Origin of the sequence: Pseudomonas sp. Z1-12 (assembly GCF_051132015.1) — a bacterium.
In the GTDB taxonomy this organism is placed as follows: Bacteria; Pseudomonadota; Gammaproteobacteria; order Pseudomonadales; family Pseudomonadaceae; genus Aquipseudomonas; species Aquipseudomonas zanjanensis.
In genome coordinates, this window is the sequence record NZ_CP071647.1 from 460896 (window position 1) to 476647 (window position 15752).

Sequence of the window (15752 nt, forward strand, 5' to 3'; positions counted from 1 at the left end):
GTCTCCAGCGGGACCGCCCGTAGGCAACCCAAGTCAGTCGAGTTTACCCTGCGGAGGTTCGGACACCGGTTTGATGCTGGCGACCGCCGAAGGCACGGGCGGAATGGTCTTTTTGTCGGGCTCTGCGGGCACCAGTTTGTATTCCTGGCCTTGCAGGTTCTTCAGATAGATCTCCATCTGACGGAACGAAATATTGATATGTTCCTTTTTGAATTCCCGGTTGATGAAGCGATTGATCTCGTCCAGCACCGGGTTGCGGTCGCCCAGGTCACGTACGTGCATGCGCAGTTCATGGTCCAGTGTGCTTTCACCGAAGTTCAGGAAGTACACGATGGGCTCTGGCTCCTTCAGCACGCGCGGGTTGTCGCGGGCGGCCTTGAGCAGCAGTTCGCGAACCCGGTCGAGGTCCGAGCCATAGTCCACGCCCAGCTTCAGGGTCACGCGGGTCACGGTGTCGGTCAGCGACCAGTTGATCAGTTGCCCGGTGATGAAGGTCTTGTTCGGGACAATGATGTCCTTGCGATCGAAGTCGGTGATGGTGGTCGCGCGAATGCGGATCTTGCTGACCGTGCCCGACAGGTTGCCGATGGTGATGGTGTCGCCGATGCGCACCGGGCGTTCGAACAGGATCATGATGCCGGAGATGAAGTTGGCGAAGATCTCCTGCATGCCGAAACCCAGGCCAACCGACAGTGCCGCCACCAGCCATTGCAGCTTGTCCCAGCTCACGCCCAGGGTAGAGAGCGTGGTGACGAAGCCGACGCCGGCGATGACGTAGGACAACAGCGTGGTGGTCGCGTAAGCGCTGCCTTGGGCAAGGTTGAGCTTTGACAGCACGAACACTTCCAGCAAGCCCGGCAGGTTGCGTGCCAGGGCAAAGGTAATGCCGATGATGATCAGCGCGCCGAGCATGTCACCAATGCTGATGGGCACCATGCTCATGTTGACGCCGGTGCCGCTGGTGTACTCGTAGAGCGTGATGTTGTCCAGGTACGAGAACACGCTGATCAGGTCCGACCAGACCCAATACAGCGCGGCCATGAAGCCGCCGAGCAGGGCGAGGCGGATCAGGCGCAGGGATTGCTCGTTGACCTTCTCGATATCCAGGGTCGGCTCTTCGACCACCGCTTCGCCGTCGCCGGCTTCCTTGGCCGCCTGGCGCTTGGCCAGGGCGCGCTGGTAGGCCAGGCGTCGCGCCGCGACCGACAGGCCGCGCACGAAGGTGGCTTCGATCACCAGCCAGAACATCAGCAGGTACAGGGTATTGATCAGCCGGTCGCTGAGTTTCAGCGCGGTGTAGTAGTAGCCGAAGCACACCGCCACGAACAGGGCGATCGGCAGCGCGGTGAACAGCACCCCGACGGCCTTGCGGAACAGCGAAGTGTTCTTGTGCGTTGGACTGCTGAGCAACAGGCGACTGAGCAACCACGCCATCAGGGCGTAGCAGGTCAGCACCACCGGCATGCCGAGCACGTCATCGGCCAAGGTTGAAGGTTGCAACTCGGCCACCGCCACCACGGCCACCAACGCCAGTACCACCAGCCCGAGCCGGCGAATCCAGCCTTGGAGGAATTCGACCTGGGGTTTCTCCCAGCGGAAATGCAACTCGGCCACGCCGCCTGGCGCCAGCACTCGATAGGCGGTGTAGAACACCAGCCATGCCTGGCCGATCTGCAGCAGCGCCGCGCCGAGGTTGGCGTTCTGGCCGCGGGCGTCGATCTGCAAGGCATAGCCGCAGAGGGTCAGCGCCAGGGCGACCGGCATTGCCAGCAGGATGTTTATCAGGATCGCCTGGGGGGTGTGCCACTGGCTGTCGCGCTTGAAGTGGCCGACGTCCTGGTGGACCTTGTTCAAGCGGGCATAGAGATTCTTGCGCCGCCACAGCAGCACGCCGATCAGCAGCACCAGGGGCAGGAACAGCAAGGGGCGTTGGGTCAGGCCATCGGCCAGCTCACTGAGGCTCGACGCCCAAGGCAGCGAGTCGATCTGTTTCTCCAGGCGCGTCGGCACGGCACGCATCCATTCGAAATCCAGCGGCTTGTTGCTGGGAATCCAGAACATCTGCTCTTCAAGCGTCGCCCGCAGGTTCTGGGCGGTGCTGAGCAGTTGCTTCTGGTTGAGCTGCAAGGTGATGGATTCGTTGAGTACCGCGCTCAACTCCCGGTTCAGGCGCTCCAGCAGGTCGACGCGGGTCAGTGCCAGCTCCAGCAAGGTCTTGCGCAGTTGCGGCGTGGCTTGTTCCGAGGGTTGCGAGGCCAGCAGGTTGTCGACATAGGCACTGGGGTTGTTCAGCAGCTCACGTTGTTGGCTGACTTCGAACTGGTACAGGCGGATGTCGGCGATCTGGTCGGCTAGGGTCTGGTCCAGCTTCAGGCGCGGCAGGGTCTGGCGCTGCTTGTAGAGAATCTTGGAGAGCAGCAGGCTGCCCTTGAGCACGCTGATCTGTTCGTCCAGGGCGGCGTCGGTCTGGGTCACGCTGTCCAGCAATTGCTTGGTCTGCAGGTTCTGCTGAGTGACTTCGTTGAGACGGTCAGTGCTTTTGAGCAGGTAGTCTGAGAGCTTCAGGTTGGCTGAGCTTTCGGTCGCCAGCAAGCTGCTGCCACCGGCCTTCTGGGCTTCGATGGATTGCTGGGTCACTGTCTCCTGGGATTGGGCCAGGCGCTTCTGGTTGATCAGGTTTTGCAGGTCCTGGATTTCCTGCTCCATGCGGGCGATTTTTTCCGTCAGCAGATCGTGCTGGCCGTTGCCCAGGTCCTGCAGTTGGCTGTTGCCGGCCAGTTCCTGGCGGCGCAGTGGGATCAGCGCATTGAGTGCCGCCAACTCGGCGTTGAGCTGGTCGCGCTGCTCGGCGCTGAGGGCCTTGCCGGCATCCCGACCGGCCTTGAGAATCGTGTTGATCTGCTGGATGCGGGTCTGGCTGGTGGAGATTTCCGCCTGGGCGCGCTCGGGGCGGGTCTGGGCGGTGATGACCAGGCTGTTGGCATCGGCCAGGGCTTTTTGCAGGTCGCTCTGCTGGGTGGAGCGCTCCGTGAGCATTTGTTCGAGCTGGGGAATCGGCAGGTTGGCATAGCGTTGCGCCACCGGCACCACCGTGGTGCCCTTGAGCCGCGCCAGTTCGCGCTGGTTCTCGATGTTCTGCTTGGGCGCCGTGGCCAGTTGCTGTTTGAGCGCCTGCAGCTTCTGTTCGTAATCAGCCTTGTTGTTGAGCTGGGTCAGCGTGTTCTGCAAGACGGCCTGCAGGGCTTTCTGGTCGGCTTCCGGCAGTTTGCGGTCGCCGATCTTGTCCAGGCTGGCCTGTACCGAGGCACTGGTGGGCGGCTCGGCGGCGTGCACCGTGCAGATGGAAAGACTCAGGCCGAGCAGGGCAATGGCGAAAAAGGAGCGCAGGGTAGGCATAGAGACCGGTCAAGCAAGTGAGAGTGGGAGCAGTTTAGAGGAACAAGCCGGGACCCGGGCGACTTCCTTCGGGGAATCTGACGCCCACTTTGCCGATCTTGTTCCCGTCCATGGCCGCGACGGTCCACAGGGTATTGTTCCAGTCCACTTGGTCGCCGACTACTGGCGCACCGCCCACTTTCTGGGCAATGAAGCGGCCCAGGGTCATGTCTGGATCGATGCCGTCCAGCTTCAACCCGTAGAGTGCGGCAACCGCGGCCAGCTGGGCGTCTCCTTCGAGTACGAAGTCGCCGAAGAAGCGCAAATCCAGGCCTCGTTGCGGTGCCTGGCTGAACAGTTTTCCAAGGGCTGGCAAATCGTGTTCATGGCCGATAACACACAGCAAATCATCGACTTCCAGCACCGTACTACCCGACGGATGGAGCAATTGCTGGCCACGGAACAGGGCCGCGATGCGGGTTCCATCGGGCATTTTCAGGTCCCGCAGGGGCGAGCCGATGCACCATTTTTCCTTGCCCAGGCGATAGATGAACAGCTCCCATTCGCTGGTGACGTGCACTTCCAGCGCGGCCCGGGAAATCGGCAGTGGCTCGGGCGGGACGGTCACATGCAACAACTTGGCGACCCACGGCAAGCTCGTGCCCTGCACCAGCAGCGAGACCAGCACGATAAAAAACGCCAGGTTGAAATAGAGCTGCGCCTGGGGCAGGCCGGCCATCAGCGGGAACACGGCCAGGATGATCGGCACCGCGCCGCGCAGCCCGACCCAGGAGATAAACGCTTTTTCACGGCTATGGAACGCCTTGAACGGCAGCAGGCCGACCATGACTGACAACGGACGGGCAAACAGGATCATCCACAACGCCAGCCCCAGGGCCGGCAGGGCGATCGGCAACAGGTCGTGGGGCGTGACCAGCAGCCCCAGCACCAGGAACATGCCGATCTGCGCCAGCCACGCCATGCCATCGAGCATGTGCAGGATGCCATGGCGGCTGCGCACCGGACGGTTGCCCAGTACCAGGCCGCACAGGTACACCGCCAGGAAGCCGCTGCCGTGCAGGGCGTTGGTCAGGGCGAACACGGCCAGGCCGCCGCTGATGACCAGGATCGGGTAGAGCCCGTTGGCCAGGTTGATGCGGTTGACCATCTGCAGCATCAGCCAGCCACCGCCCAGGCCGATCACGGCGCCAATCCCGAACTCTTGCACCAGATGCCCCAACAGGCTCCAGTGCAGGCCGGTTTCACCGCTGGCCAGCATGCCGATCAAGGTGACGGTGAGGAACACCGCCATGGGGTCGTTGCTGCCGGACTCGATTTCCAGGGTGGCGCTGACCCGTTCGTTCAGGCCTTTGCCGCCCAGCAGCGAGAACACCGCCGCGGCGTCGGTCGAGCCGACGATGGCGCCGATCAACAAGCCCTGCATCAGATTGAGGTCAAACAGCCACGCCGCCGCCAGGCCGGTCAGTCCGGTGGTAATCAACACCCCGACCGTCGCCAGGGACAAGGCCGGCCACAGCGCCACGCGAAAGCTCGACACCCGCGTGCGCAAGCCGCCATCGAGCAGGATGACCGCCAATGCGAGGTTGCCGACCAGATAGGCCGTGGCGTAGTTATCGAAAAGAATACCGGCGCCGTCGACACCGGCCACCATGCCCACGGCCAGGATGATCACCAGGATCGGGATGCCCAGGCGGGACGAAAGAGAACTCACTAGGATGCTCGCACCTACCAGCAACGCGCCGATCAAGAACAGGCTGTTGATGGTCGTTGCAGTCAAAGGCGTTACTCCGGGAGAACTGAAGGACGGGCGCAAACTGACCATGCAGTCTACGTGCCAGCGATTCTAACCTGTTGAAATGTGATGCTGTCAAAAAAGGTTTGGGATTGGAGTTTGGGCGCAGCCCTTGTGGCGAGGGAGCTTGCTCCCGCTCGACTGCGAAGCAGTCGTCGCTTTTGAGGTTTTGGGGCCGCTTCGCAGCCCAGCGGGAGCAAGCTCCCTCGCCACGAGAGCCAGTTGATTAATCAACTTAGGGTAAAGGGGATAGATTTAGTTAGCGTTAAATAATCTGTCCCCTTTTTCGTCTGCTCCATTTTTCTGCTTTTTCTGTTGTTGTTTACTTATAGAGGACATCATTTTGACTTTGGTCCCTCCGGAAGGTCTCTTATCCTTACCAACCTAAACTTCTGGTTGTTCCATCCGCTATAACGATTGTTGATAATGTTAGTGTTGTCCGCCGTGCTAGCCCCATGCAAATCCATCACCTTGCCGTCATATTTGTTTTCGAAATAATAGAATTCGTTACCCGCACTTTTTAGAACCCAAATTTGGGCTGGACGCTCCGTAATAGCTGAGGTAATTACACTATTGTTGGTGGACTCTCCGAGTGCAAGGGAATAGTTCCTTCCGTTGGCTATCAGATACCCGCCTTTTGCAGGTTTGGAGATAAAAAGCCAAGTGGATTCGGAGGCGCTGGTATCACGATACACTTTGACGTTGTGCACGTTGTTGCCTTCTGCTTGCAGCGACATGTCAACAAGCTTGTTGTCACCTAAATAGGTGTAAATTTTATATACAGCTTCGGGGATGGTTACGCCGCTGCCTGGAGCACCTTGGGATTCCTGCTCAGGGGCTTGATCCTCGCGGGGGGTGATTTCATCTGGCATGATAGTTCTCCTTGATAGATTGCGCAGTGCGAGCGTAGAGCTCACTAGATGAACACTGCTTCCGAAGCGGTTTTATATAGACTCAAATTCCAGGTGAAACCCCTTCCTGAAGAGTCGCTACTAAGCATGCTGATCAGATAGTGCGACCTGCTCTACTGTAAGTCCTGACAGTTTTATAGACGGTTTCTGAATAAGGCGTAGCGCCTCAACGCATAAAACATCAATAGGGGCGAGGAATATCATGACTTACGAAGTGAAGGATTTAGCGGTTAAAAGAGCTTACAAAATCATCCAAGACCCACCCGTCCCGCCCATACACCTGGATATCGCGGCCGACGCCAACGCCGAGCGCATCATCGATTCCTATCTGAACCCGCAGCCCGCCCCGCCCAACAAGAAGCCATCCCCGGACCAGCTGTTCACCTTCGTGGAGGGCGTCGATGCCGAAAGCCTGTTGGCCAAGCTCAGCGAAACGCTGGCCTCGGCCAATGCGATGGCCAGTGACCTGGCGTTCGACCTGAAAGGCTCGCGACGACACGTTGCGCTGGGGCTGCAACAGTTGATCGAGCTCGGGGAGCTATTGGCAAACCAGGCGTTGGATGTCGTCGATCCCAGGTAAGCGGGAAGTTTGAGAAAAGGGCGGATCCTGGAGCGAAACATTGTGGCGAGGGAGCTTGCTCCCGCTCGGCTGCGAAGCAGTCGTCGCTTTTGAGGTTTTGGGGCCGCTTCGCAGTCCAGCGGGAGCAAGCTCCCTCGCCACAACAGCATTGATCGCTCGCGGAGTGTGAGCGATCAATAGGTTTGCGGTTAAAGGCTGAACCGCCCAACCATGCTGTTCAAGTCCACGGCCAGGCGCGACAGTTCGGCGCTGGCGGCACTGGTCTGGTTGGCGCCGGTGGCCGATTGCACCGACAGGTCGCGGATGTTCACCAGGTTGCGGTCCACCTCACGGGCCACCTGGGCCTGTTCTTCGGCGGCGCTGGCGATCACCAGGTTGCGTTCGTTGATCTCGACGATGGCGCTGTTGATCGTGTCCAGGGACATGCCGGCGCCGCGGGCGATGTTCAGTGTCGATTCGGCGCGTTCGGTGCTGTTGCGCATCGAATCCACGGCCTGTTCGGTGCCGCTCTGGATGCTGCCGATCATGCGTTCGATTTCGCTGGTCGACTGCTGGGTGCGATGGGCCAGGGCACGGACTTCGTCGGCGACCACGGCAAAGCCTCGTCCGGCCTCACCGGCGCGAGCGGCTTCGATGGCGGCGTTCAGGGCCAGCAGGTTGGTCTGGTCGGCCAGGCCGCGGATCACATCCAGAACCTTGCCGATATCCCGGGACTCATTGGCCAGGTTGCCGATCAACGAGGCAGTGCTTTGTACGTCGGCACTCATGCGTTCGATGGCGCCAACGGTTTCCTGCACCAGGTCGCGGCCGTCGCCAGCGGACGTAGTGGCGTTCCTGGACGCTTCCGACGTGCTGACCGCATTGCGGGCGACTTCTTCCACGGCGCTGGTCATTTCGTTGACCGCCGTGGCGGCCTGTTCGATTTCGTTGTTCTGCTGGGTCAGGCCACGGGCGCTTTCGTCGGTGACGCTGTTGAGTTCTTCAGCGGCGGACGCCAACTGTGTGGCCGAGCCGGAGATTCGTTGCAGGGTGTCGCGCAGTTTTTCCTGCATGGTCGACATCGCCCGCAGCAGGCGGCCGGCTTCGTCGCTGCCGTCAACGGTGATCGGCCGGGTCAGGTTGCCCTTGGCGATTTCCTCGGCGGCATCCAATGCGTTGGCGATCGGCTTGGTGATGCTGTTGGTCAGCAGCCAGGCGAACAGCACGGTCAGGCCAGTGGCGATGACCAGCAGGGTGACGACCCAGTTGAACGCGGTGGAATATTGTTGCGCCGCGTTTTTATTGAATGCTTCCGCTTGCTGGTTATTGATGTCCGTCAAGCGAGCCAGCACGGCGTTGACGGCGTCGGAATTGCTCATCAGCTCGGTGTTGAGCAGCGCTTGCAGTTCGTTGACCTGATTGTTGCGCGACAGGGTTTTCATCCGCTCTTCGAGCTGGCGGTACTGATTAAGCAGCTGCACATACTGGTCATACGCGGCCCGTTCTTCAGGCGCGCTGATGAGTTTTTCATAGGCCGTCTGTGCGGCGCGGACCTGCTGGTTGCGTTGCTCGAACAGATCCAGGGTTTTTTGCTGGGTATCCGCTTCGCGGTTGGTCAGCAGGCGATAGGACAACACGCGCAGACGCAGGGTGAGCTGGGTGAACTCGTTCAGGGCCTTGATACTGGGGACGCTGTTTTGGGCGATGTTGTCGCCAGATACGCGAATCTTGCTCATCTGGCTCAGGGCAAACACCCCAAGGGCCAGCATCAGGGCGCCGATCAGGGCAAACCCCAGGAACGCCCGCGGCGCGATGTTCATATTACGTAGGGACATGGAAGTTACCGTGAAGAAGCGCGTCCGTGCGGGGCTGTGACTGGTTTCACTGACTTATCGGTCTAGCGACCGAAGTCTTGAGTGCCGTGCGTGCTTTTGTCGCAGTGCAGCAGTCGCCGTGCGACGAAGGGTAGGAACAAGATGCTTGAATCGCAGTCTCTACAGCTCGCGAGCGAAGCGCCGCCACTGCGTAAAGCGTGGCATCGGCGGTGACTTTTCTTTATCGTACGCGCCCCTTGGAAAAGCCTGGAAATCAATATGTTGGAAGCATCCCTCAGCCAACTGGAGCAACTGGTCAACGACCTGGTGCAACAGAATCTGCAACTCACCGGCCTGAACGAAACCCTGAGCGCCGAACTTGCCAAGGCCAAGGATGAAAACGAAAGCCTGCAACTGAGCCTGATGGAACAGGAAGAACTGCACGGCGCCACCGCGGCCCGCATCCAGGCCCTGATCGAGCGCGCCAGCGCCGGTCCTGTCAGCGCATGAAGCACGGCGCCGATGGGGTGACGGTCATCTCGATCCTGGGAGAAGACTATTCAATCAAAGCGCCGGCCGGGCAGGAACAGGCCCTGCTGGACGCCGCTTCGATGCTCAAGGCCGCACTGGCCGATACCAAAAGGAAATACCCGACGCTGATCGGTGATCGCCTGCTGGTATTGGCGGCCATGAACCTGTGTTCGCAGCAGATGGAAATGCAGAAGCAGCATCAAGCGGAACTCGACCGTTACCAAGAGCAAGTCAGCGCCACGGTCGAGGTGATTGCCAAGACGATTCAGCAGGTCTGACCCGTTAGCGAATGTTGACTGCAGGGCTTTGTGTGGGAGCGAGCTTGCTCGCGATTGGATGTCAGCCACACCACAAGCAGTGGCTCAGAACCACTCATCCCGCATCCCCAGGCACGTATCATCCCGTGCCTCAAGAATCGCCAGCTCATGGTGACACCCCGGCACTTCCCAGGTCAGGAAGTAGCGCGCCGCTTGCAGCTTGCCTTTATAGAAGTCGCTGTCCGCCGCGTTGCCCTTGGCCAGGCCTTCCTCGGCACGAATCGCTTGCTCCAGCCAGCGCCAGCCGATCACCATGTGTCCAAACACCTTCAGGTACAGCGCCGAGTTGGCGAGGCTGCCGTTGACCTTGCCCTGGGCCAGGTCCGTCAGCAAACCGAGGGTGACGGTTTGCAGGCGCGCCACCAGCGCTTCCAGCGGCTGGCGCAGCGGCGTCAGCGATGGGTGCGCCTGGGCCCGTTCGGTGGTGTCGGCTACGAGGCGAATCAACTGCTTGAGGCCGGCACCGCCGTTCTGCGCCAGCTTGCGTCCCAGCAGGTCCAGGGATTGGATGCCGTGGGTGCCTTCATGGATCGGGTTCAAGCGGTTGTCGCGGTAGTACTGCTCCACCGGGTATTCGCGGGTGTAGCCGTGGCCGCCGAGAATCTGGATCGCCAGCTCGTTGGCTTTCAGGCAGAACTCCGAGGGCCAGGACTTGACGATGGGGGTCAGCAGGTCCAGCAGCTCATGGGCGCGCCGTCGCTCGGCTTCGCTGTCCAGGGTGGTGGTGTCGTCGAACAGCCGGGCTGCATAAAGGCCCAGGTCAAACGAACCCTCGACGTAGGCCTTCTGGGTCAGCAGCATGCGCCGCACGTCGGCGTGCTGGATGATTGCCACGGGGGCGGTGGTCGGGTCCTTGTTGTCGGGCACCCGTCCCTGCGGGCGTTCGCGGGCGTACTCAAGGGAATACAGGTAGCCGGCGTAACCGAGCATCACCGCGCCCATGCCGACGCCGATCCGCGCCTCGTTCATCATCTGGAACATGTAGCTCAGGCCGTGGTGCGGTTTGCCGACGAGGTAACCAACACATTCGCCGTTGTCGCCGAAGTTCAGCGCCGTGGACGTGGTGCCGCGCCAGCCCATCTTGTGGAACAACCCGGCCAGCAGCACGTCGTTACGCGGGCCGAGGCTGCCGTCGTCGTTGACCAGGAACTTGGGCACGATAAACAACGAAATGCCTTTCACGCCCGGCGGTGCATCCGGCAATTTCGCCAAGACCATGTGCACGATGTTTTCCGACAGCGGATGATCGCCACCAGAGATAAAGATCTTGTTGCCTTTGAGTCGATAGGTGCCGTCGGGCGCCGGCTCTGCGCGTGTACGAATATCCGACAGCGATGAGCCAGCATGGGGCTCGGTCAGGGCCATGGTGCCGAAGAAGCGACCGTCGATCATCGGTTGCAGGAAGCGCTGCTTCTGCTCGTCGCTGCCGAAGCTTTCGATCAGGTTCGCCGCGCCCATGGTCAGGAACGGATAAGAGGTCGACGCGGCATTGGCCGACTGGAAGTGCGCGAAACAGGCCTGGGACAGCAACGTCGGCAGTTGCATGCCACCGGCCTCGAAACTGCGCGCGGCATTGAGGAACCCGGCCTCCAGGAAGGCATCCACCGCCGGTTTCACCTCGGGAATCAGGATCGCCTCGCCGTTCTCGTAGCGCGGTTCGTTTTCATCATTCTTGCGGTTGTGAGGCGCGAAAAATTTCTCGGCGATGCTGCGGGCCGTGCCGAGGGCTGCATCGAAGGTTTCGCGATTGTGCTCGGCAAACCGCTCGCGCTGAGTCAGGCCCTCGGCATCGAGGACTTCGTACAGCTCGAAAGCCAGATTGCGGGAACTGAGCAGCGTCTCGGACATGGCGGCCTACCTTTTTTTGGAATGGGCCGAGTCTAGGCGTGGGGATGGAGGCTGAACAGGATGATTGATTTGGGTGATGGAGGAGCGAGGGTGACGCTAATCAAAAAAGTGTGGGAGCGAGCTTGCTCGCGATAGCAGTGTTCCAGTCGACAACATTCCTGACTGAAGCACCGCTATCGCGAGCAAGCTCGCTCCCACAGGGATTTCTATTGCCGAGCACCTATTGCAGGTGCCTGGCTTACAGCATTTAGCCGATGGTCATCAGGCTGGCGTTACCACCCGCCGCAGCGGTATTGACGCTCAGCGCACGTTCGATAACCAAGCGTTCCAAGGCAATATTGGTTTCGCCCTGGGACAACCCGTGCACACCGACGATGGCGCCGGCACGCTTGGCCACTTGCTGGCAAACACCGCGCAATTGATCCGAGTCCCCGTGATGCAGGACCGCATCGAACAGCACATCGTCCTTGGTCCAGTCGGCCACCCGCTGGATGCGCGCCTGAATATCCTTCGGCAAGCGTGCGAACACAGCCTTGCTGGTCTCGGTTTCCGGCCACACGGCCGAGCCGCCCACGGCCAATACCGCCGCCAGTTGCGTCAGCAGGTCGCCTTCCACGTCGGCCAGGCACAGCACGTGCTCGCGCGGCAGGATGGCGTAGCTGTTGCGTTCACCGGTCGGGCCAGTCAGCTGACGGGTAATACCGCTTTGCGACTGAGCCGCGAACTGCACGCACAGGGCGCTCAGTTCGGCGAGCTTCTGGCTGTCAGCCCAGGCTTGCAGCGCCGCCAGCGGTTTGCCCATGGCCTCGCGCAATCGCAGGTCCGGTGTCGCCAGCGCATCGCCACGGACGAAGGATTGCTGGATCGCATCGGTAGGACGCATCGACAGCAGGCGGTACAGATACAGCGGCCCACCGGCCTTGGGGCCGGTGCCCGACAGGCCTTCGCCACCAAACGGCTGGACACCGACCACGGCGCCGACAATGTTGCGGTTCACGTACACGTTGCCCGCATGCACATTGTCGATGACCTTGGCGATGGTCTCGTCGATGCGGGTATGCACGCCCAGGGTCAGGCCATAGCCGGAAGCGTTGATCTGGTTGATCAACTGATCCAGCTCCTTGCGCTTGTAACGCACCACGTGCAGCACCGGGCCGAAGATTTCACGCTGCAACTCGTCGAAGCTTTCCAGTTCGATCAAGGTCGGCATCACGAAGGTGCCGCGCTTGCACTCGTCACTGTCGGCGATTGCCATCTGGTACACGGCGCGACCCTTGTCGCGCATGGCCTGGATGTGTTTCTCGATGCCGGCCTTGGCTTCGGCATCGATCACCGGGCCGATGTCCACGGACAGGCGCTCAGGATTGCCGAGGCGCGATTCGGCCATGGCACCCTTGAGCATTTCGATGACGCGGTCGGCGGAATCTTCCTGCAAGCACAGGACCCGCAGGGCCGAGCAACGCTGGCCGGCGCTGTCGAAGGCCGACGACACCACATCGATGACCACTTGTTCGGTCAGGGCCGAGGAATCGACGATCATCGCGTTCTGGCCGCCGGTCTCGGCGATCAGCGGGATCGGCCGGCCCTGGCTGTCCAGGCGACCGGCGATGTTGCGTTGCAGCAGGCGGGCGACTTCGGTGGAGCCGGTGAACATCACGCCCTTGACGCGCTCATCACCCACCAGGCGGGCACCGACGGTTTCGCCGCGACCCGGCAGCAGTTGCAGGACGCCCTCCGGAATACCGGCTTCGAGCATCAGGCGCACCGCCTGGGCCGCCACCAGTGGCGTCTGTTCGGCGGGCTTGGCCAGAACCGGGTTGCCGGCGGCCAGAGCGGCAGCGACCTGGCCGCTGAAAATCGCCAGCGGGAAGTTCCACGGGCTGATGCAGACCACCGGGCCCAATGGGCGGTGGGCGTCGTTGGTGAAATCGTTGCGCGCCTGCACTGCGTAGTAGCGCAGGAAGTCCACGGCTTCACGTACTTCGGCAATCGCGTTGGCGAAGGTCTTGCCGGCTTCGCGGGCCAGCAGGCCCATCAGCGGCTGGATCTCACCTTCCATCAGGTCGGCGGCGCGCTCGAGGATCGCAGCGCGCTCGGCCGGTGGCGTGGCCTGCCAGATCGGTGCGGCGTTGAGGGCGCACTGAATGGCGTTGTCGACGTCGGCAACCGTGGCTTCCTGCACATGGCCAACCACATCGCGGTGATCGGACGGGTTGAGCACCGCTGCCGGGCTTTCTTCGCTAGCGGCGCAACCGAGCATCGGCACGGCTTTCCAGTCGTTATGGGCGGTAGCCAGCAGGGCGCAAGACAGCGATGCCAGGCGATGTTCGTTGGCCAGGTCGATGCCGCTGGAGTTGGCGCGGTCGCTGCCGTACAGGTCGCGTGGCAGTGGGATGCGCGGGTGCGGCAGGCCGAAACCGCCCTCCAGGGTTGCCATCTGCTCAATGCTGGCCACTGGATCGGCGACCAGTTCCTGGATGGAAATCGACTGGTCGGCGATGCGGTTGACGAACGAAGTGTTCGCGCCGTTTTCCAGCAGGCGGCGTACGAGGTAGGCCAGCAGTGTTTCGTGGGTACCGACCGGCGCGTACACACGGCACGGACGGTTCAGCTTGCCTTCGGAGACCTTGCCTACAACCTGTTCGTACAGCGGTTCACCCATGCCGTGCAGGCACTGGAATTCGTACTGGCCTGGGTAATAGTTCTGACCAGCGATGTGGTAGATGGCCGACAGGGTATGGGCGTTGTGCGTGGCGAACTGCGGGTAGATGACTTCCGGCACCGACAGCAGCTTGCGGGCGCAAGCGATGTAGGACACGTCGGTGTACACCTTGCGGGTGTAGACCGGATAGCCTTCCAGGCCTTCGACCTGGGCGCGCTTGATCTCGCTGTCCCAGTACGCGCCTTTTACCAGGCGAATCATCAAGCGGTGGCGGCTGCGGCGGGCCAGGTCGATGACGTAGTCGATCACGTATGGGCAGCGCTTCTGGTACGCCTGGATCACGAAGCCGATGCCGTTCCAGCCGGTCAACTGCGGCTCGAAGCACAGGCGCTCCAGCAGGTCCAGGGACAGTTCGAGGCGGTCGGCTTCTTCGGCGTCGATGTTCAGGCCGATGTCGTATTGCTTGGCCAGCAGGGTCAGCGACAGCAGGCGCGGGTACAGCTCGTCCATGACGCGCTCGTACTGGGCGCGGCTGTAGCGCGGGTGCAGGGCCGAGAGCTTGATGGAAATGCCCGGGCCTTCATAAATCCCACGACCATGGGAGGCTTTGCCGATCGAGTGAATGGCTTGTTCGTACGAGGCCAGGTATTTCTGAGCGTCATGTTCGGTGAGCGCGGCTTCACCCAGCATGTCGTAGGAATAGCGGAAGCCCTTGGATTCGAACTTGCTGGCGTTGGCCAGGGCTTCGGCGATGGTTTCGCCGGTGACGAATTGCTCGCCCATCAAGCGCATGGCCATGTCGACGCCCTTGCGGATCATCGGCTCGCCGCTCTTGCCGATGATGCGGCTCAGGGACGAAGTCAGGCCTGCTTCATTATGGGTGGCGACCAGCTTGCCGGTCAGCAACAGGCCCCAGGTGGCGGCGTTGACGAACAGCGACGGGCTGTTGCCCAGGTGTGGGTGCCAGTTGCCGGTGCTGATCTTGTCGCGGATCAGGGCATCGCGGGTACCTTTGTCCGGGATGCGCAGCAGCGCCTCGGCCAGGCACATCAGCGCCACGCCTTCTTGGGAAGACAGGGAAAATTCCTGCAGCAGGCCCTGAACGATACCGGCACGGCCGCCGGCACTCTTCTGGTTACGCAGTTTTTCAGCAATCGACGCCGCCAGCTTATTGGTGGCTTCGGCCATTTCGGCCGGCAGTCGGGCCTGCTCCATCAGCATCGGTACCACTTCCGGCTCCGGGCGGCGGTAAGCGGCGGTGATGGAGGCGCGCAGGACCGATTGCGGCAGGATGCTCTCGGCAAACTCGAGGAAGCATTGGTGAGCGTGGTCGACCTGTACATCGCCAGCATCGTCGCTGTCGGCACGAGGGGAACCGTTCAGCTCGGTCAGGGTTGCACCACCCTCGAGTTTTTCCAGGTAATTGAAAATTGCCTGCTTGATCAGCCAGTGCGGCGTGCGATCAATCGAGGTTGCGGCCGCCTTGAGGCGTTCGCGGGTCGGGTCGTCGAGTTTGACCCCAAGGGTGGTGGTAGCCATATTTTTATCCTCATGTTTACCACGTGTGGCGTGGCATCAGCTGGCGGCAAGATTAGCTGCGCGCTGATTGAGGTGCAACCGGGTGCAACCCTTTTTTTCTCGAAATGACAGGCAGCTCATCTGGAAGTAAATACTGCCCCGCCATTCCTGCACCGCCTTAGTGCTTTGGCTTCTAGAGATGGGCCGTTTACTGCACTAAAAGGGAGCAAAAAACGGCGATTTTGCGACAAAACCGATCAGGTGCAACTTATTCGAACGAAACTGGTTGCACCTTATTTGATTTGTTGAATAGCATTCGCGGCCAAGGTGCAACCGGTTCCAAGCCGAGGGGCATCGGCTGATGGCTTTCCTGGGGAAACATCAGTCATAAATTCGCGGGACTG

Annotated in this window: 9 protein-coding genes; 3 read left to right on the forward strand and 6 right to left on the reverse strand. The window is 61.1% G+C overall.

Annotated elements, in window-relative coordinates; all coding sequences use genetic code 11:
* Positions 1 to 33 precede the first annotated feature (33 nt).
* The 3 genes from mscK to J3P85_RS02065 all read right to left on the reverse strand — a co-directional run bounded on the left by mscK (position 34) and on the right by J3P85_RS02065 (position 6060).
* Entirely contained in the window at positions 34 to 3396 is a 3363-nt protein-coding gene (gene mscK, locus J3P85_RS02055) for a mechanosensitive channel MscK (protein WP_434704726.1), read from the reverse strand.
* 34 nt (positions 3397 to 3430) lie between these two features.
* Positions 3431 to 5173 carry a potassium/proton antiporter gene (locus tag J3P85_RS02060; RefSeq protein WP_434704727.1) on the reverse strand — a complete coding sequence of 581 codons (1743 nt, stop codon included), beginning with the start codon at positions 5171 to 5173 and terminating at the stop codon, positions 3431 to 3433.
* Positions 5174 to 5526: 353 nt separating this feature from the next.
* Positions 5527 to 6060 carry an RICIN domain-containing protein gene (locus J3P85_RS02065; protein ID WP_434704728.1) on the reverse strand — a complete coding sequence of 178 codons (534 nt, stop codon included), beginning with the start codon at positions 6058 to 6060 and terminating at the stop codon, positions 5527 to 5529.
* Positions 6061 to 6301: 241 nt separating this feature from the next.
* Between J3P85_RS02065 and J3P85_RS02070 the strand changes: the two genes are divergently transcribed.
* A complete protein-coding gene (locus J3P85_RS02070; protein WP_434704729.1) occupies positions 6302 to 6679 on the forward strand; it encodes a DUF6124 family protein in 378 nt (125 codons plus the stop codon).
* A gap of 188 nt (positions 6680 to 6867) precedes the next feature.
* On the opposite strand, the gene J3P85_RS02075 is transcribed toward J3P85_RS02070, so the two are convergent.
* Entirely contained in the window at positions 6868 to 8493 is a 1626-nt protein-coding gene (locus J3P85_RS02075) for a methyl-accepting chemotaxis protein (RefSeq protein ID WP_434704730.1), read from the reverse strand.
* A gap of 258 nt (positions 8494 to 8751) precedes the next feature.
* Here J3P85_RS02075 and J3P85_RS02080 point away from each other — a divergent pair, with 258 nt between their 5' ends.
* Positions 8752 to 8982: a hypothetical protein gene (locus J3P85_RS02080; RefSeq protein ID WP_250962252.1), complete on the forward strand. Its 231-nt coding sequence runs from the start codon at positions 8752 to 8754 to the stop codon at positions 8980 to 8982.
* Positions 8979 to 9281 carry a cell division protein ZapA gene (locus tag J3P85_RS02085; RefSeq protein ID WP_186706030.1) on the forward strand — a complete coding sequence of 101 codons (303 nt, stop codon included), beginning with the start codon at positions 8979 to 8981 and terminating at the stop codon, positions 9279 to 9281. The genes J3P85_RS02080 and J3P85_RS02085 overlap by 4 nt, the downstream gene beginning before the upstream one ends.
* An 84-nt stretch (positions 9282 to 9365) precedes the next feature.
* Here J3P85_RS02085 and J3P85_RS02090 read toward each other — a convergent pair whose 3' ends face one another.
* Together J3P85_RS02090 and putA are read right to left on the reverse strand one after the other, a co-directional pair.
* A complete protein-coding gene (locus tag J3P85_RS02090; RefSeq protein ID WP_434704731.1) occupies positions 9366 to 11168 on the reverse strand; it encodes an acyl-CoA dehydrogenase in 1803 nt (600 codons plus the stop codon).
* 247 nt (positions 11169 to 11415) lie between these two features.
* A complete protein-coding gene (gene putA, locus J3P85_RS02095; protein WP_434704732.1) occupies positions 11416 to 15369 on the reverse strand; it encodes a trifunctional transcriptional regulator/proline dehydrogenase/L-glutamate gamma-semialdehyde dehydrogenase in 3954 nt (1317 codons plus the stop codon).
* Positions 15370 to 15752 lie beyond the last annotated feature (383 nt).